We start from the raw sequence: 19,424 nt of genomic DNA, 5'->3' as shown, positions 1-19,424 counted from the left end.
GCGAGTAGCCAATTGTGTTCTTGCTGTGGTTATAAAAATAAGGAAGTCAAGAATCTAAGCCTTAGAGAGTGGACTTGTCCTGAATGCAATAGCCATCATGATAGAGATGTAAACGCAAGTATAAACTTACTAAAATTAGCCACGTAATTGGTATTTTCTTTAGGGGTAGGTACTACCCTTATAGCTTGGTAAATATAGATAGCTAATAAAAGTATCTACTTCCCAAGAAGCTCCCACTTCAAATAGTCCGTAGGGACGTTAAGTGGTGAGTAGTTCACTGTTAAAGAAATTGTTATTATGTGTACTTATGAGCTTATGTGTAATGGCTTTAAGTGCTTGTAAAGGTGATGAAGAAAAAATAAAAGTTGCATCAGATGAGCAAAAAATAGATGAAGATAAAAAAGTAGCAGAGGAAGAAAAACGTAAACAAGAAGAGCAACAAAGAGCGGAAGAAGAGAAGCGTAAGCAAGAAGAGCAACAGAGGGTAGAAGAAGAAAAACGTAAGCAAGAAGAGCAGAAGACTCAGTAACAACAGTCTATACAACAAGAGAGAACACAAAAACAAGAAAAAACAACACAAGCAACAGGTGGGAAACCAACAAGATCACAAATTTCAGTTGGTTCACATGTAGTTATTCAATTGGATAATGACTATAGTAAAACTGTAAGTGGTGTTGTGAAAGACATTTTGACGCATAGTGAAACACATCCGTACGGCATTAAAGTTCGATTACAAGATGGACAAATTGGCCGTGTTCAAAGTGTTAACTAGTGAAAAAAGATTTGACTATTTTTCAAATAAATAAACGCTACAAAAAACCGGTTCTTTCGTAAAGGAACCGTTTTTTTTGTAGCGTTTTGCTTAGCGTACGAAATTTGCGTTTTGTTGATGTCACCACACCTCTATCAAGTTATCACATACAAGGTAATAGATGTTTTTTATAATTTGAAAGGAGAGGAAATGAACTTGGAGGGAGTATGTTTGAGAAGATTAAAAGGAAATGGTTTTTAAGTCTTGGCTATGGACCGAACCTCCCGTTCTAATTAACTAAAAGAAGAACTTCCCCATACCGATTAGACTACTAATCATTCCTATTCCACTCATGCTGCTTTTTCCTACTGCAAGTAAGTTTCCAAGCATTCCTGGCTGACCGATTCCGCCGTTATTCCCCCATCCCATGGGATTTACCTGTCCTCCCCACCCTGGAGGGTTTCCGAAAGCACCCCAGTTATTGGCATTAAAATTAAAAGGCTTGACTGGAGGCGATAGTAAAGCGGCAATATGACCGTGTGCGAACATCCCTGCATGATTGAATGGTTGGGGCCAGGGGAGGGGAGGTTTTTGAAAATTAAAACCTGCATGGACTGGTAATGGAGCCCAATTAGCAGGATGTCCTTGGGGCATCATCTCTGCATAATGGATTGGCTGAGCGAAAGAGAAGGGAGGGGGCTCGGGATTGAAACCCGTATAATTGGCTGGTGAATCCCAACCAAATGGATAGACTCGGCAACTCCAATTCTCAGGAACCTTCAGACCATCCATTCCCTGAGCTTTAGTTATTTGAGGCTGTGAATGTAATGATGACATTGCAATTTGGCTATTATATTGCTCCCCGTTTCCATTTGAATTCAAATACCAATATTGGTACATAAGCTTATTCCCCTCACTTTAAAAATGTAATGTTAGACTTAGCCTATGTAATATTCCTTTTTATGGCTGGTTACATAACTAGATTTACAAGCCTGTATTTAAAGGAATGGGTGTGTGTTCTTGTTGATTAATCCCGCTAATTGTGGACAACAAAACACTTCTATCTCAAAATTCAGCGAAAGCAAAGAAGTTAGATGGGGGGCTGCTTGTAAAAATCCGACTGATTAAAGTGTCACTTTATTTTAGAAGGGGATTTTCAGTCGCTCCTTTTGTTTAATTCAGCCTAATTTAATAAACGTGTTTAAATAAACATTCAAAATCTTATTTAAATGTTTATAAAGGTTTAATCAACAAAAAAATTTAAAAATGTTATGTTGAGCAAGTAGAATTGCTAAAAAGAGAATATCCATTCGAAGAGTTTGGCAAAATACTGCAAGGACAATGTATTCTTGTGCAGATATGCAAAAGATTTAAACGAATCAATGGAATTTATAATGAAGGGGCAAATGAATATATGAGTGAAACATTACATAAAAGAAAACCACCATATTTAATGCTTGTAATCCTTTTTATTGGGGCATTTGTTTCATTTCTAAATAACTCGCTTTTAAATGTAGCTTTGCCATCAATAATGAAGGATTTAGACATTAAAGATTATTCGACGATCCAGTGGCTTTCTACAGGCTATATGCTTGTAAGTGGTATATTAATTCCGGCATCAGCATTTTTAATAACCCGCTTCTCCAATAGGAGCTTATTTATTACATCTATGGTGATTTTTATTTTTGGTACGGCCTTAGCGGCTTTAGCACCGAACTTTAGTTTATTACTTACTGGCCGGATGGTTCAAGCAGCAGGTTCTTCAGTCATGGGGCCTTTGTTAATGAATATTATGCTAGTAAGCTTTCCAAGAGAAAAAAGGGGAACAGCGATGGGGATTTTTGGATTAGTTATGATTACAGCTCCAGCAATTGGACCGACACTATCGGGTTATATTGTAGAGTATTATGACTGGCGTTTGCTTTTTGAAATGATTTTACCGTTAGCAATCATTAGCTTACTGTTAGGGATTTGGAAATCGGAGAATGTCATGAGACAAAACAAAAATGCAAAACTTGATTATCTCTCATTATTATTATCTTCTGTCGGTTTTGGCGGTTTGTTATATGGATTCAGTTCTGCAAGCTCCGACGGTTGGACGAATAAAGTTGTTTTAACAACCTTAATCATAGGCGCTATTGCCCTAATTACTTTCATTGTCCGCCAATTAAAAATGAATGAACCGTTATTGGATTTACGTGTTTACAAGTACCCAATGTTTGCACTTGCGTCTGTAATTGCAATTGTCAACGCAGTGGCCATGTTTTCGGGTATGATTTTAACCCCAGCTTATGTACAAAATGTCCGCGGTATTTCACCGCTGAGCTCTGGGCTGATGATGCTTCCAGGTGCGGTAATAATGGGGATTATGTCACCAATTACAGGTAAACTATTTGATAAATATGGCCCTCGTATTCTTGGTATAGTAGGACTTTCCATTACAGCTGTTTCAACTTATATGCTGGCAAACCTGCAACTCGACTCTAGTCACACACATATTATTCTTATTTACACATTGCGGATGTTTGGGATGGCGATGGTGATGATGCCGCTTATGACAAATGGCCTTAATCAATTGCCAACACGCTTAAATCCGCACGGTACAGCTGTTAATAATACAGCTCAACAAGTGTCCGGTTCGATTGGTACTGCTATTCTTGTTACGATTATGAATTCTGTAACAAAAACAAAAGCTGAAAGTCTAATGGTTGATGTAGATCCTACTACCTTCACAGAGGCTACGAAGGCAATGTTAACTCAGAAGGCTTTATTATCCGGAATTCAATATTCATTCTATGTAGCGCTTGGCATGAATGTTGTTGCACTACTATTAGTTTTTTTCGTTAAACGTGTAGATACAAGTGCGGAAGCTGTCGAGAGGTTAAATCGGTAGAGTAAAATAAAACTTAAGATCATGATTCCTATAAGTTTTTGCTGTTTAGTTAGACTATGAAGAAATGTAAATTTCTGCTGCTAAGGCGCTGGTATTTAAATCTGGAAAAGAACCAGTGAAATAATCATATATAGTAAAAAGGATCTGATATTCATATCAGATCCTTTTTCATTAGTCACACAGTATACTTACTTATCGTATTTGTTTGAATTGACATTAGAAACTACTGGTATTCCCAATACTACAATCTTTAGCTCTCAATTTCTGATTAACATTATAATAATTCGCTTCGTATTAATTTAGTATTTTCTCTGCAAGCTATAAATGTAATAGCAACAAACAACTTAGATTACCAACCTTATAAGCAATATCATAATCATGAATAGTTAGGGAAAAGATAAAATAAGGTAATCAATTACATATCTTTATCCCAGGCGATTCATTGCTATCTTCTCTTTATTGAATGGGATATTTTATTTCATGCTTTTTTGAAAGGGTGTTTTTAATGGAAAAAAAAGTATCTGCCATTCCTCAACCGAAAACATATGGACCGCTGGGGAATCTCCCATTAATTGATAAAGATAAACCGACCTTATCCTTTATCAAGATAGCGGAAGAGTATGGTCCCATTTTTCGAATTCAAACTTTAAGTGATACCATCATTGTCGTTTCTGGACATGAACTGGTAGCAGAAGTCTGTGACGAAACAAGATTTGATAAAAGTATAGAGGGTGCTTTAGCGAAAGTTCGCGCCTTTGCTGGAGACGGATTATTTACAAGCGAGACTCACGAGCCTAACTGGAAAAAAGCTCATAATATTTTGATGCCTACATTCAGCCAACGAGCAATGAAAGATTATCATGCTATGATGGTCGATATTGCTGTACAACTCGTTCAAAAATGGGAACGGCTTAATCCGAATGAAAACGTAGATGTTCCGGAGGATATGACTCGCCTTACATTGGATACAATTGGTCTATGTGGTTTTAATTATCGATTTAATAGCTATTATCGTGAGACCCCTCATCCTTTTATTACTAGCATGAGCCGTGCTCTAGATGAGGCAATGCACCAATTGCAGCGGCTGGATATAGAAGATAAACTCATGTGGAGAACGAAACGTCAATTTCAGCATGATATTCAATCTATGTTTTCTTTAGTAGATAATATTATTGCTGAACGTAAAAGTAGTGGAAATCAGGAAGAAAATGATTTACTTTCCCGTATGTTAAATGTGCAGGATCCGGAAACTGGTGAAAAATTAGATGATGAAAATATTCGTTTCCAAATTATCACTTTTTTAATAGCTGGGCATGAAACAACAAGTGGATTATTATCTTTTGCAATCTATTTTTTATTAAAGAATCCAGATAAATTGAAAAAAGCCTATGAAGAAGTAGATCGGGTTTTAACAGATCCCACTCCAACATACCAACAGGTTATGAAATTAAAGTATATCCGGATGATTTTAAATGAATCGCTACGTCTATGGCCTACTGCTCCAGCATTCAGTCTCTATGCAAAAGAGGATACAGTGATTGGTGGGAAATATCCAATTAAGAAAGGAGAAGATCGTATTTCTGTTCTTATTCCACAGCTACATAGGGATAAAGACGCGTGGGGAGACAATGTGGAAGAATTCCAACCTGAACGATTTGAAAAGCTGGATAAGGTTCCACATCATGCTTATAAGCCATTTGGAAATGGTCAACGAGCATGTATCGGTATGCAGTTTGCACTTCATGAAGCCACACTCGTAATGGGAATGCTTCTTCAACATTTTGAATTCATCGATTATCAAGACTATCAGCTGGACGTAAAACAAACATTAACGCTAAAGCCTGGTGATTTTAAAATTAGGATTCTACCCCGAAATCAAACTATTAGCCATACTACTGTTCTTGCGCCTATAGAGGAGAAATTGAAAAACGATGAAATCGAACAGCAAGTTCAGAAGACTCCTTCTATTATTGGAGCCGATAATCTTTCGCTTCTTGTTCTGTATGGATCGGATACAGGGGTAGCAGAAGGTATTGCAAGAGAACTAGCAGATACAGCTAGTTTAGAAGGTGTTCAAACGGAAGTGGTAGCTCTTAACGATCGAATTGGAAGTCTGCCAAAAGAAGGGGCGGTTCTTATTGTAACTTCTTCTTATAATGGAAAACCACCAAGTAATGCAGGGCAGTTTGTGCAGTGGTTGGAGGAATTAAAGCCGGATGAGCTAAAAGGTGTTCAATACGCAGTTTTTGGTTGTGGAGATCATAATTGGGCTAGTACCTATCAGCGGATTCCAAGATACATTGATGAGCAAATGGCTCAAAAAGGAGCAACAAGATTTTCTACACGTGGAGAAGCGGATGCAAGTGGTGATTTCGAGGAACAGCTTGAGCAATGGAAACAAAGCATGTGGTCTGATGCGATGAAGGCATTTGGATTGGAACTTAACAAAAACATGGAGAAAGAACGCAGTACATTAAGTTTACAATTTGTCAGTCGTCTTGGAGGATCTCCTCTTGCGCGAACATATGAAGCAGTTTATGCATCTATACTAGAAAATCGTGAACTTCAATCATCTAGCAGTGAAAGAAGCACGCGACATATTGAGATATCCTTGCCAGAAGGCGCTACGTATCAAGAAGGTGACCACCTTGGGGTGCTGCCAATTAATAGTGAGAAAAATGTCAACCGAATTTTAAAACGCTTTGCATTAAATGGGAGGGATCAAGTCATATTGAGTGCAAGTGGACGAAGTGTAAATCACATACCTTTAGACAGTCCTGTTCGTTTATTTGACCTTCTTAGCTATAGTGTAGAAGTGCAAGAAGCAGCCACTCGAGCACAAATACGAGAAATGGTGACATTTACAGCATGCCCTCCTCATAAAAAGGAATTGGAATCATTATTGGAAGACGGAGTTTATCATGAACAAATATTAAAGAAACGTATGTCAATGTTGGATCTTCTTGAAAAGTATGAGGCTTGTGAAATCCGATTTGAACGCTTTTTAGAACTTCTTCCGGCGCTAAAACCGCGTTACTATTCTATTTCAAGTTCTCCACTCGTTGCACAGGATCGCCTGAGTATTACGGTTGGTGTTGTAAATGGGCCTGCATGGAGTGGGGAAGGGACATATGAAGGAGTCGCTTCTAATTATTTAGCTCAGCGTCATAATAAAGATGAGATTATCTGTTTCATTCGAACGCCACAATCAAACTTTCAATTACCTGAAAATCCAGAAACACCAATTATCATGGTTGGACCAGGTACTGGAATTGCACCATTCCGTGGATTCTTACAAGCACGACGTGTTCAAAAGCAAAAAGGTATGAAATTAGGACAAGCACATCTATACTTTGGTTGTCGTCATCCGGAAAAGGATTATCTCTATCGTACAGAACTAGAAAATGATGAAAGAGATGGATTAATCTCTTTACACACAGCTTTTTCTCGCTTAGAAGGACATCCTAAAACATATGTACAGCATTTAATAAAACAAGATAGAAGCAATTTAATTTCGTTATTAGATAATGGGGCTCATCTTTATATATGTGGTGATGGAAGTAAAATGGCTCCTGACGTAGAAGATACCCTTTGTCAAGCATATCAAGAAATTCATGAAGTCAGTGAACAAGAAGCAAGGAATTGGTTGGACCGTGTGCAAGATGAAGGGCGATATGGAAAAGATGTTTGGGCTGGTATATGAATTTTTCTTAATTAGATAAGTAATATGTAACGAATGAACTTCTTTTGAATAAGTGTTAATTTTAAAAATCCCGTGTTTTTATTAAATACGGGATTTTCATATTTTTAATAAGCTGGACTGATACTGTAGAAAAATAATAGCTAATTCATTTGACAATTAAAATGATCTAATTTAATATGTATGCCATAGCATATAATTAATAAAACAAATTCATTCACTGTGCAGAATTGACTGGTATGCTGTACCCTTTTATATATTAATTTATAGAGGTGATATATGAACTTACATGATTTAATAGGTTATCTTGTTCATCGTACTGATGTGAAAATGACTAATTATTTTACGAAGAAATTAAAGCCTTTTGGAGTTACGCCAGAGCAGTGGGGGATTATTAGTGTTCTTTGTAGCCAAAGGGCCACTACTCAAAAAGAGTTAGCAGAAGCGATTGATAAAGATCAAACTACTGTCGTAAGAATGATACAGTCAATGGAGAGAAAAGGGATTGTAAAGAAGGCTTTGAATGACCAAGATAGGCGTTCACACAACCTTTTTTTAACTGAAAAAGGTGATGAGTTAAAAAAAGAAATCTTGCCTGTGGTGACAGACGCTCACCATTTCGTTACGAGTAATTTGAGCGAAGAAGAAATTAAAGTATTACAATCGTTATTAAACAAATTGTATGATACACGCTATTAATATTTGTTCCTTATTGATGCTATTCATAAGGAACAAACTTTTTTTTATGTATTATATATGCTATAGCATATAATTTATTTTAAGGAATGGTGGAGATATCTTTATTTTGTATGATATTTGATTCAGGATCACGTTTTTTCCTAGTACCAGTCAAAATTCTGTATTGTATATGCTATAGCATGTAAATGTATTAAATAAATAAGAAAGATGTGATTGCTATTTTAATATTAATCAATGTAGTAAAAGTTGTATTGTTTCTGTTCTTTTTAATGACAGGAACGAAAATTATATCTGGGAAAATGGCAGATGAGTTTAAACGATTTGGTTTACCTTCGTTTTTCAATTTCTTAACTGGGGCTTTTGAAATTGTAGGAGCAATTGGAATGTTGATAGGAATTTGGTTCCCAATAGTAGCTTTATTGGCAGGACTTTTGTTAGGCGGCACGATGCTTGCAGCTGCTTTAACTCTTATCGTATTAGCGAGAGATCCCTTTAAGAAAGCAATACCTGCGCTTGTTTTGTTTGTCCTTAGTATAGGGATAAGTTTGTATCATATTTTTTAAACATAGCCGAAAACTGTTAAATTTTATGCGTTCAAGCTGATATCGTTTTGTAATTATTTTATAGATAGGGGTGTGAAAACGTATGAATGGATTATTATTTTTCAACTTCTTAGCGTTTCTTGCTATATTGACAACAAGTATTGTTGCTGGAACCGTTTTTGCATACTCTAATTCTGTCATGCCTGGTCTTCGTAATTCGGATGATCGTACCTTTGTTCTTTCGGTTAGACACTTTACCTCAGCAGTGGCTAATCCGATTTTTCTCTTCATGTCAAACGGTGCTCTTATAGCGCAGATCGGTTTTGTTGTATTAGCCGTTTACTTACAGCAATTTGATACAGTCGTTTTAGGAGTAATCGCAGTAATCGGTTATGTTGCCACGCTACTAATCACTTTCACAGGGAATCTCCCGATGAATAAAGCAATCATCTCGGCGAAACTACCTGTAAGAGATTCTGGCTGGGCTGAACTGAACTTAGAGTCCGATTTGAATCACGTTGGACGTTGCTGAATCACTTGCGTACCTTAACGTGTATTTTAAGTGTGTCGGCATTATTAGTAGCGTTGCTTATTTATTAGTAGTATTCATGTATTTAAAAATAATTAACAGGATCTGATGTTCATATATCAGGTCCTGTTTTATTATGTACCCCTATCTACCGCCCCTTTTAGTAGATAGGGGTACCATCACATGTCCATTAACCTAAAATTGTAAAGTCTCCCAGAATGAAGATTCTATTCATTATTAACTACTGTTAACGAGAACTACGTGAAATATTTCCTTTTTATAAAAACTATTACGGGAGGATTTTTATTTTTGATATATTATACCATTTATTTAATGGTATAATATGGTATTCGTTCTATGGAATGGAGTTGAATGAGTATTATAAATACAAAAGGTGAAATTAAAAAAACAAAAAGAAAAGTATTAATAACTATACTTACTATGTTAGTAATTATAATTGGATTTGGATATTGGAAATTTTTTAGTTTGCAAGGTGTTCCAAAAGGGGAATTAATTCGAACAGTGGAATCTCCAGATGGAAAATATCTCATTAAGACTTATTTTCATGATGCAGGATCATTAAGTGCGGATGCTGTTAGGGGTGAATTAGTTAACCTTGATACAGATTCAGAGAAAAATATATATTGGAACTATCCAGATACCGATCCATATATAGAATGGGTAAATAAGAATATTGTTAGAATTGGAGATCAAACTTTAGATATTTCACAGAAAGAAACCTATGATTGGCGTGATGATGATAAGCACGTTACAGAAGTGCCTAAACAATTTATTAGATAAAGCAAGAAAATTTAAATTTATTTAATCTTATTCGTTTAAATATAGATAGGATTAATGGAACAAGCTTGTTACTTAGGTTGTCTATTAAGTATACGTATAAAACAGGTGTTCATGATAGTTTGCTCATTTTATGAAAAGTGAGATGCAAGAAGAGTGATATCTTATAAATTCTTTAATTGTATCGGTATGTATAACACCTAGAAAAACCATATATTCTTGAAAGAGGTTGAAAATGTATGATAGTCTTAAACAAATTTTTTAACATTTTACATTACAAAAAGATGGTACCTGTAGTATTTCTTTCATGTGCAACGCTTATAGGCTGTTCCGATAGTAATACTCAATCTGAATCACCTAAACAAACGAAACAAACAAATCAAATCAAACAAGAAACTACTGGTAATGATTCTTTTGCTAAACTTGAAAAAGAATTTGATGCTAAACTCGGTATTTATGCATTGGACACTGGTACGAATCAAACCGTTACTTATCAATCAGATGAACGGTTTGCATACGCATCTACCCACAAAGCTTTAGCTGTGGGAGTACTTTTACAAAAGAAATCAATAGAAGATCTAAATCAAAGAGTTTTGTATAATCGTGAAGATCTTGTTAATTACAATCCAATTACAGAAAAGTATGTTGATACAGGTATGACTCTGAAAGAGCTTGCAGATGCTTCCCTTCGATATAGTGATAATACTGCACAAAATCTTATTCTTAAACAATTAGGTGGACCTAGTGAATTCAAAAAATCACTGAGAGAAATAGGAGATACCGTTACAAATCCTGAACGCTTTGAACCACAATTAAACGAAGTGCATCCAGGGGACGTACATGATACTAGTACCCCAAAGGCATTAGCTATTAGTCTTCAGGCTTTTGCGTTAGGAGATGTACTTTCAACTGAGAAACGGGATTTATTAATAGATTGGATGAAAAGGAATACTACGGGAGATAGCTTAATTCGTGCTGGAGTTCCAGTAGGATGGGAAGTAGCTGATAAGACGGGTTCGGGATCTTATGGAACCAGAAATGATATCGCAATTATTTGGCCACCAAATAAAAAGCCAATTGTTCTTGCGATACTTTCTAATCATGATAAAGAGAATGCTAAATACGATGATAAGCTTATTGCAGAAGCAACCAAAATAGCGTTAGATGCCTTGAAAGCTAAAAATAAATAATAATAGTAATTAGTTATTGAAATTTTCCTGTTTTTCCGTCACAATACTGTGACGGTCTTTTTGTGTACTTTACAAAGAATCGTCTGAAGTAAAGAAAAAAGATAGAAACTATCTCTATTAAGTTTATTAATTAAGTAACAACAAATATATGCTTTATTGGATACTTATTGCATTTAATGTGGAGGAATAAAATGGAGTCGAAAATTCTTATTGTTGATGATGATAAAGAGATTAGAAATCTTATCTCTGTATACCTGGAAAATGAAGGCCTAAAAACTCAAAAGGCAGAAGATGCTATACAAGCTTTACAACTGTTAGAAGAAAAGGAATTTGATTTGATTATTTTAGATATTATGATGCCAAATATGGACGGTATTGAAGCCTGTATGAAAATTAGGGAAAATCGCAATATGCCTATCATTATGCTATCTGCAAAATCTGAGGATATAGACAAAATTCAGGGTCTAGCCTCTGGCGCAGACGATTATTTATCAAAGCCGTTTAACCCATTGGAATTAATCGCTAGGGTAAAATCTCAATTAAGAAGGTTTAAAAAATACAATTCATCAATAGAACATAATAAAAGCATTCTAGAAATTGGTGACTTAACCGTGAATACAGATACACGTCAAGTATGGGTAAGAGGAAAAGAAACAAGGTTAACTCCAAAAGAGTTTGCTATTCTCGAACTACTTGCCCGCAACAAAGGGATTGTCTTGAGTGTAGCAAAAATATATGAAGCAGTTTGGAAAGAGGTTTTTTATAAATCAGACAATACCGTCATGGTGCATATTACAAAAATAAGAGACAAAATTGAAGAGGATTCTAAACATCCTATTTATATTAAAACTGTTTGGGGAATTGGGTATAAAATATGAAGAATGTTAGTTTCAGAAATAAGATTATTATAAAACTTCTTGGTGCTGTTGCAATTAGTTTTTTTATTTCATTTGGTTTAACAATCCTCATTGTGCAATACGTCATAGATCCATTTTTTATAAAACACGAAGATTTTGGCATGTTTGAAGTGAGACTCGCAATGTTGTTCTTATTTACGTTCGCAATTTTAAACTTTATAGTAATCTTTTTGCTATTGGTTCGAAAGAAAATAGTATATTTGAAGCTCATTTCGGAAAATGTGAATGATATTGCAAATGGAAAACTAGGTTTAACAATTGGGATTAAGGGGAAGGACGAATTGACCCAACTTGCTCAAAATATCAACTATATGTCCAAGGAATTGGAGAATACATTTGAACAAGAAAGACAATTAGAACGTACAAAAAATGAACTTATCACCAATGTATCTCATGATTTACGTACACCGTTAACATCTATTATTGGCTATATAGATCTATTAAAAAGAGGGCAATACAACAGTAAAACACAATTGCAGGAATACCTTGAAACCACTTATTCAAAGTCAAAGAGACTGAAATATTTAATTGATGAGCTGTTTGAATATACTCGTTTATCAGGCATAGATGCTAAGTTAAATCTTAATGAAGTTGATTTATCAGGTTTGTTGGAGCAAATAGTTGGAGAATACATTCCTATATTTGAAAAGGAAAGTTTAATCGTTCAAAAATCAATCACGCAAGAAACAATACCTATCTTCATAGATGTAGAAAAAATGGTACGTGTATATGAAAATCTCTTTATGAATGCTATAAAGTACAGCATAAAACCATCTGAATTATCCGTATGTCTTGAAATAATGGATAACAAAGCAATTTTGAAAGTATCAAATAAAGTCGAGAAACCGCCTGTTAGCGATCCAAATAAATTGTTTGAAAGGTTTTTTAGGGGGGACAGGGCAAGAAAAGGTGACCAGGGAAATGGACTGGGACTTGCTATCTCAAAAAGAATTGTTGAACTTCATCATGGTAACATACATGCAGAATATAAAGATGGTTGGATGTTTTTTATTGTTGAACATCCAATTAAATAGAAAGCTTATGGAACTACAGGTTCCATAAGCTTTTTTAAAACTTAAGAAATCTTAAGGATTTTACGGTGTGTTTCCTAATTTTCATAGTTTATCATGGGTGTATTCAAAGTGATGAGGTGAGTGAAGAAGCTAAAATGAAAGTTTTCATTGTAGCTTAAGGGTGGATGCAACATGACTATTTTGTTAGTAGTAAATAAAAATAGTAGTTTAGTGCAATGAAATAGAAAAAAACAAACGTAGGAGGATATATATGATAAAACCAGTTGTAGATGTAAAAAACATTCGAAAATTGTACGGTAAAAAAGGTGAGAATCAATCACACGCATTAAAAGGTGTATCATTCTCAATTCAAGAGGGGGAGTTTGTCGGTGTTATGGGGCCATCTGGTTCTGGTAAAACAACATTATTAAATGTAATTTCAACGTTAGATAAAGCGACAGGCGGCGTTGTTGAAATTGCAGGTACGGATATTACGAAAATGAAACAAGGTGAGCTTTCTGATTTCCGTTCGCAAAAATTAGGATTCATTTTCCAAGACTTTAACTTGTTAGAGAATTTATCTATATATGAAAATATTGCACTCCCACTTTCACTTCAAGGTGTTTCATCTCGTAATATTGGAAAGAAAGTAGAAAAAGTAGCTGATATGTTAGGGATTACAGCAATACTTCAAAAGTATCCATCTGAAGTATCTGGTGGACAAAAGCAACGTTCCGCAGCAGCACGTGCGTTAGTTCATGAACCTGCAATTATTTTAGGAGACGAGCCGACTGGAGCTATAGATTCTAAAAATGCAACGAGTTTACTTGATGCCATGACAAGCTTAAATAAAGAGCAAGGTGTATCCATTATGATGGTTACGCATGATCCTTACAGCGCAAGTTACTGTCAGCGTATTTTATTCATTCAAGATGGTGAGTTATATAAAGAAATTCATCGCAGTGGTACCCGTGAAGAATTCTATAAAGAAATTTTAGACGTGCTTGCAAACTTAGGCACACAAAAAGCGTAAGGAAGGAAGTTCAATCATGTTATTTAAGCTTTCTATGTCAGGCCTAAAAAGTAAGTTGCAAGATTACATTGTTTTACTTGTTGGTCTTATTGTCTCTATTTCAACTTTTTATATGTTTCAAACGCTAGCATCCAATAAAACGTTCCTTGAATCTAACTCTTCTATTAGGGATATTGCGGCTGTCTTTAAAATTGGTTCCTTTTTGTTAGCGGTTATCACATTTTTTTATATTTTATATGCAAACTCTTTCTTATCAGCTCTTCGTCAAAAAGAATTTGGTATGTATATGATGTTAGGAGCAAAAAAGCATAAAGTTACATTACTTATGTTTATCGAAACAATCATATTAGGTGCTACCTCTCTTTTGATTGGAATTACAATTGGTGTAGGACTTGCAGAAGGTATCGGTCAGCTATTAATGAAACAGCTCGAGTTTGCTGGCGAAGGTTATAAAGCATTTTATCTGCCATCTATAGCTATTACTTGCGTCTTTTTCTTTGCACTATTTGTATTATCGGCAATTATGAATAGTATTAAATTATCTCGTATTTCTGTACTGCAACTTGTACATGCTGATGAACAAACAGAACGTGTTGCCGTAAAAGGAAAAATGACAGTTGTAATTGCATTCTTTGGTATTCTTTTATTGGGTATTGGTTATGCATCACTGATCTATATGTCATATGCAAATCCGCTAATTGCTTTGGGATTAATGGCCGTTGGATTAGTCACAGCAACCATTGGTACTTACCTTATATTTGGATCACTTCTCCCAGTTATGATTAACAAGCTAAAGAGTAATAAAAAACGTAGTGAAAAAGGCCTTAATGCTTTTACTTTTGCACAATTAAATTTCCGCATTAATGGTCTAACAAATGTGCTTGCAACAGTAGCAATTTTAGTGGCTCTTGGTGCTGGTGGAATTGCTTGTGGTATGGCATTTAAAAACAACATTATAAACATGACAGATCAAATGCGAATTTACGATTCAGTCATTCATAATCCAACTGCGGAAGAAAAGACAATTTTGGGTAGTATCTTATTTCAAGAAAAACTTGAATATCATTACAAAGTTGATGATAGGTATGTTTATTATCTTAAAGAAGATGTAGAAAAAAATCGTCCTTTCTTGCAAGGTATGAAAATAGAGAAAGTTTCAGAGGAAATACCAATTGGTGCATTTTCAATAAAATGGGTTAAAGGAGAGATCGACACAAAACAATGGATTCAGGCTTTCAGAACGATCCAGCCAAATTATATGTACCCTGATTATGAAATCAAAATTGTAGAACAAAACATATACGATGGGTTGAAGGGTAAAGAAAGTACTGTGTTTATGGGGAAAACAGATGATTTTGGATCATACATAAAAGAATGGGAAAAACTGGATGAATTACAGATAGCAAAATATAAAAATGTGAAAGCGGAAGAATTGGATAGTAAGTATCAAAAATATATTACGAGTCATGATTTTTCCAGCGGACTAATGTTTATGGGCTTTTTCGTTGGAGTTGCATTTTTAGCAATGATGGCAAGTTGCTTAATGTTTAAAGTTCTATCGGGAGCATCAAAAGATGTAGCACGTTATCAAATGCTTCATAAAATTGGTGTCCGCCGAGAATTATTAGCAAAATCAATCTATAAAGAGTTATTCTTCATATTTTTATTTCCAGCAATTGTCGGGATTACTCACATATTAGTTGGTATAAACATGTTTGGATCTCTTTTAATCGATCCATACTTTCGTATTTGGTTACCACTTGTTATTTTTGTAGTAATTTACTCGATTTATTACTTGATTACAGTTCAATTATATAAAGGAATAGTACTCCCGAAAAAAAAATAATGTAATGATGTTATTTATCCCGCTATTTGCCGGGCAGTAGGACCCCCACCTCAAAATTCAGCGGAAGCAAAGAAGTTAGGTGGGGGATCAACTGCCCGTAAAAGCCCGATTGGTTCAACTAATAATCAGTGGGGGATGAACAAAACCCCCACTGATTAAAGTTTCACTTTATGCGTTCAAGCTGCTAACATTTTGTGATTATTTTACAAATAGGGGGATTCTCAAATTAGTACTTGAATAATAATAGCAATACGAATTTAGACATTACTATCATTCGAATCATAATCAGTAAAAGAATGGGAAGGATTTTTATACAAAGGAATTCCTGATGAATTTTATATTAAAAATAGGAGTGAGTGAAGATGGCATATTTATTACAAGTTGATTTTCCGTTTGAAGGTCCTTTTGGTGAAGAAATGGAAAAAGGATTTTGGGATTTAGCAAAAAGTATTAACGAAGAAGAAGGATTCCACTGGAAAATATGGACAGAGAATCAAGAAACAAAAGAAGCTGGAGGCATTTATGTATTTGAAGAAAAACAAGATGCTGAAAAATACGCGGAAATGCACAAGAACAGACTTGAAGCAGCTGGTGTTAAAGATATTAGAGTAAGAATTTTTAACATCAATGAAAAGTTATCGGAACTGAATCGTGGGTATACTAAATAATTCCGAAAGTCGAAGTAAGCTTAAAAAGGAGGGGGATAATTCCCTTCTTTTTTTATTCTTAAATTGATGGTGAGGGGACTCGCACAAAAAAATCCTTCGCATAATATGTGAGAGAAAAGGAGAGATAAAGGTATTTTAACCTTATCTCTCTTTTTCTATATTAATTTATTTCCAGGTAAGGAGTTGATTAGTTATTACTATTTATAAGAACGTGAAGAAGTGTTGATGCCGGTTGGAACTGTGGTAAAGGTTGAGGGGGAATCCAAGGAAATATCAGAGATGTGCATGATGATTTGGCGCAGGGTTATTAATCCATCTTCTATGAAATCGTGGGATTATATAAGCATTTATTATCCTGGAGATCTTAAAATAAAACCTACCTAATTATAGAAGTGATTTGAACGTAAGGAAATTGTAAGAAATGCATAAGAAAAAAGAAATTTTTATTATGTAGGATACAAATATAGAGAAACGTAAAAGAGGGAGGGTAAATAGGATACATTTATACGAAAAATAAACTAGTAATAAGAGCATTCTAAATGAAAAAGTAATTTATGGTACTAACATATGTGTAAAAAAGAGAGGATTTACCCTTGGTTATGACAGAATGGTGTATGGGTAGAGCCGAGAATCCTGGTCTTTTTAAAAGTATTTTACTTGTTGAATATAGACGGTAGGGATAAAGCCAGAATAGTAGTTTATGTGATGTTTGTAATTGAACAAATAAAAGATGAAATCGATCATTTATCTAAGGAGGAATTTTTCTTATGGAAAATAAATTATCTGGAGTGTTAGCCGCTACCTTAGCTCTAACGATGAGCCTACCAACAGGAGCGATAGCGTCTTCTAGCAGTAAGACTCCAGTTGTATCTAGCCAAGAAGTTGCTAGCCAAGATTTGGAGAAGATTGCTGCAGAGAACGCTGAACTACTCACGAAGTCCTATGAGACGACTAGCGTGCAGTATGCGCTGATTGATAATGGTAAACTTATTTTGTCGGGGCAGACAGGCAAAAACGACATAGAAGGGAAAGAGCCACTAACTAAAGATACTCTATACGGAATTGGTTCAACCAGTAAAGTATATACAGCTGGGGCTGTTATGAAACTGGTAGACGAAGGAAAAGTAGATTTGGATGCTCCTGTTGCCCGCTATATTCCTGATTTCAAAATGAAAGATAAACGATATAAGCGTGTTACACCGCGTATGCTGTTGAACCACTCCTCGGGTTTGCAAGGTTCGACGTTCAATAATGCATTTTTATTTAAAAATAATGATGCTTATGCCCATGATATCTTGTTGCAACAATTGTCCAACCAAAACTTGAAGGCAGACCCTGGCGCGTTCTCAGTATACTGTAATGACGGTTTTACGCTGGCTGAGATCTTGGTAGAAAGAGTCAGCGGTATGAGTTTTACTGAATTTCTACATCAAAAGTTTACAGAGCCATTAAAACTGAACCATACGATAACATCGCAAGACAAATGGGAAGACGAAAAGCGGGCTGGACAGTATTCTCCGACATACCAGGGACAGCTTCCAAGTGAAATGGTAAATGTGATTGGTACGGGAGGAATCTCTTCTACTGCAGAAGATGTGGTGCGATTCTCACAAATATTTATGGGACAGGGAAAAGAAATTCTCTCTAATAAAGCAGTCAAGGCGATGGAACAAGAAGAATATAAAAAAGGAATGTGGCCGGGAGATAGCGAAAATGTGGTCAACTATGGTCTTGGCTGGGATAGTGTGAAACTATACCCATTCAGTGAATATGGGATAAAAGCGTTGGCTAAGGGTGGGGATACGATACTGCAACATGCTACATTGGTCGTGCTTCCAGAACAGAAGATGGCAGCAGCTGTATTGTCCTCCGGCGGCAGCAGCATGACAAATCAACTGTTGGCAAACAAATTACTGCTAGCTAGGCTTAAAGAGAAAGGGACAATTAAGGATATAAAACCAGATAAATCTTTCGGCAAGCCAGTCAAGGCTAAAGTGCCTCAAGACGTGGTAAAAAAAGCAGGATTTTATGGAAATAGCTACAGCCATTTCAAAATAGAAATTACGAAGAAGGGAGAACTGTTTTTACCAACTAAACCGGAAGAAAAATATGTATATACGGCGGATGGAAGCTTTATAAATGAGAAGGGTACTTCCAAGTTTAACTTCGTCACTGAGAAAAATGGAAAAGTTTATTTGAGAGAGAGCACATATGAATTATCGCCGGGATTGGGGCAAAATGTGCTGACTCACTATTTAGCCCAGAAATTAGAAAACAATGTGTTACCGAAGAAAACAGCTGCTGCATGGGCGAAGCGCGAGGGCGACAAGTTCTACCTCGTTAACGAAAAATTTAATTCTATAAATTATCTAGGACAACTAATACCTCTTAACACACAAATTACGCTCAAAGATGGCTATTGGGATGGCAAAAAAATTACAGGTCCGAATACGGCGACGCATCAAATTCAGATTCCCGTGATGAATGGGCGGGATACAAAGGAAGCCCATTTCTATACAGAGGATGGTACGGAATATATGGAGATGGCCAGCTTTTTATACGTCAGTGAATCTAACGTAAAATCCCTTGACACAGGTCAATTATCGAAAGTTACACTGCAAAAAAATGGGCATGCGAAATGGTTTACAATCCCGCAAGAGGCAGCAGGGAAAACGATGAATGTGGAGTTGCCATCAGGAAGTTCATTCGCGGTGTATGATGAGAATGGAGTATGCGTCAATTTTACCGTCGTTAGTAACAATAACAAAGTGAAACTACCAGAGAACGGAACGGTTGTATTTGCTGGCGCACCGAACTCCGAATTTACAGTCGCATTGAACTAGCT

At 35.6% G+C, this 19,424-nt stretch carries 16 protein-coding genes and 1 pseudogene; 16 read left to right on the top strand and 1 reads right to left on the bottom strand.

The window, feature by feature from the left end; translation table 11 throughout:
* On the top strand, positions 1-147 hold a 147-nt coding region (locus MKO96_RS21960; RefSeq protein ID WP_240588666.1), incomplete at its 5' end, for a transposase.
* A 130-nt stretch (positions 148-277) separates the two neighbouring features.
* Positions 278-772, top strand: a pseudogene (locus tag MKO96_RS21955) (YwbE family protein).
* 276 nt (positions 773-1,048) lie between these two features.
* Here the strand turns inward: MKO96_RS21955 and MKO96_RS21950 are convergent.
* A complete protein-coding gene (locus MKO96_RS21950; protein WP_240588659.1) occupies positions 1,049-1,651 on the bottom strand; it encodes a hypothetical protein in 603 nt (200 codons plus the stop codon).
* A gap of 514 nt (positions 1,652-2,165) precedes the next feature.
* On the opposite strand from MKO96_RS21950, the gene MKO96_RS21945 reads away from it, so the two are divergent.
* The 14 genes from MKO96_RS21945 (at position 2,166) to MKO96_RS21880 (ending at position 19,422) form a co-directional block, all read left to right on the top strand.
* Positions 2,166-3,644: an MDR family MFS transporter gene (locus tag MKO96_RS21945; protein ID WP_033715031.1), complete on the top strand. Its 1,479-nt coding sequence runs from the start codon at positions 2,166-2,168 to the stop codon at positions 3,642-3,644.
* A 505-nt stretch (positions 3,645-4,149) separates the two neighbouring features.
* Positions 4,150-7,347, top strand: coding sequence for a bifunctional P-450/NADPH--P450 reductase (cypD, locus tag MKO96_RS21940; protein ID WP_240588658.1), 3,198 nt, complete (start codon positions 4,150-4,152; stop codon positions 7,345-7,347).
* Between the two features lie 276 nt (positions 7,348-7,623).
* Positions 7,624-8,043 carry a MarR family winged helix-turn-helix transcriptional regulator gene (locus MKO96_RS21935; RefSeq protein WP_001048549.1) on the top strand — a complete coding sequence of 140 codons (420 nt, stop codon included), beginning with the start codon at positions 7,624-7,626 and terminating at the stop codon, positions 8,041-8,043.
* Positions 8,044-8,255: 212 nt separating this feature from the next.
* A complete protein-coding gene (locus MKO96_RS21930) occupies positions 8,256-8,606 on the top strand; it encodes a DoxX family protein (protein WP_128280691.1) in 351 nt (116 codons plus the stop codon).
* A gap of 82 nt (positions 8,607-8,688) precedes the next feature.
* Positions 8,689-9,117 carry an anthrone oxygenase family protein gene (locus MKO96_RS21925; protein ID WP_240588657.1) on the top strand — a complete coding sequence of 143 codons (429 nt, stop codon included), beginning with the start codon at positions 8,689-8,691 and terminating at the stop codon, positions 9,115-9,117.
* Positions 9,118-9,486: 369 nt separating this feature from the next.
* Positions 9,487-9,915 (top strand): DUF5412 domain-containing protein, encoded by a 429-nt coding sequence (locus tag MKO96_RS21920; RefSeq protein WP_240588656.1) that lies wholly within the window; start codon positions 9,487-9,489, stop codon positions 9,913-9,915.
* 236 nt (positions 9,916-10,151) lie between these two features.
* Positions 10,152-11,102 carry a class A beta-lactamase gene (gene bla, locus MKO96_RS21915; protein ID WP_240588655.1) on the top strand — a complete coding sequence of 317 codons (951 nt, stop codon included), beginning with the start codon at positions 10,152-10,154 and terminating at the stop codon, positions 11,100-11,102.
* A gap of 191 nt (positions 11,103-11,293) precedes the next feature.
* Positions 11,294-11,980, top strand: coding sequence for a response regulator transcription factor (locus MKO96_RS21910; protein ID WP_097915173.1), 687 nt, complete (start codon positions 11,294-11,296; stop codon positions 11,978-11,980).
* Positions 11,977-13,053: a HAMP domain-containing sensor histidine kinase gene (locus MKO96_RS21905; RefSeq protein ID WP_240588654.1), complete on the top strand. Its 1,077-nt coding sequence runs from the start codon at positions 11,977-11,979 to the stop codon at positions 13,051-13,053. Before MKO96_RS21910 ends, MKO96_RS21905 begins: the two co-directional genes overlap by 4 nt.
* 250 nt (positions 13,054-13,303) lie before the next feature.
* Positions 13,304-14,065: an ABC transporter ATP-binding protein gene (locus MKO96_RS21900; RefSeq protein WP_240588653.1), complete on the top strand. Its 762-nt coding sequence runs from the start codon at positions 13,304-13,306 to the stop codon at positions 14,063-14,065.
* Positions 14,066-14,081: 16 nt separating this feature from the next.
* Complete coding sequence (locus MKO96_RS21895; RefSeq protein ID WP_240588652.1) at positions 14,082-15,911, top strand: FtsX-like permease family protein; 1,830 nt, start codon at positions 14,082-14,084, stop codon at positions 15,909-15,911.
* Positions 15,912-16,273: 362 nt separating this feature from the next.
* On the top strand, positions 16,274-16,579 hold the full coding sequence (locus MKO96_RS21890) for a monooxygenase (RefSeq protein ID WP_240588651.1): 306 nt from the start codon (positions 16,274-16,276) through the stop codon (positions 16,577-16,579).
* A gap of 225 nt (positions 16,580-16,804) precedes the next feature.
* Positions 16,805-16,963 carry a DUF4176 domain-containing protein gene (locus tag MKO96_RS21885; protein ID WP_140386830.1) on the top strand — a complete coding sequence of 53 codons (159 nt, stop codon included), beginning with the start codon at positions 16,805-16,807 and terminating at the stop codon, positions 16,961-16,963.
* A gap of 383 nt (positions 16,964-17,346) precedes the next feature.
* Positions 17,347-19,422, top strand: coding sequence for a serine hydrolase domain-containing protein (locus tag MKO96_RS21880; protein ID WP_240588650.1), 2,076 nt, complete (start codon positions 17,347-17,349; stop codon positions 19,420-19,422).
* Positions 19,423-19,424 lie beyond the last annotated feature (2 nt).

The sequence above is a fragment of the Bacillus sp. ES1-5 genome, from assembly GCF_022487605.1.
GTDB classification, from domain to species: Bacteria; Bacillota; Bacilli; order Bacillales; family Bacillaceae_G; genus Bacillus_A; species Bacillus_A wiedmannii.
Note: the sequence above shows the minus strand (reverse complement) of the source record. Positions and strands in the feature narration are given on the sequence as shown.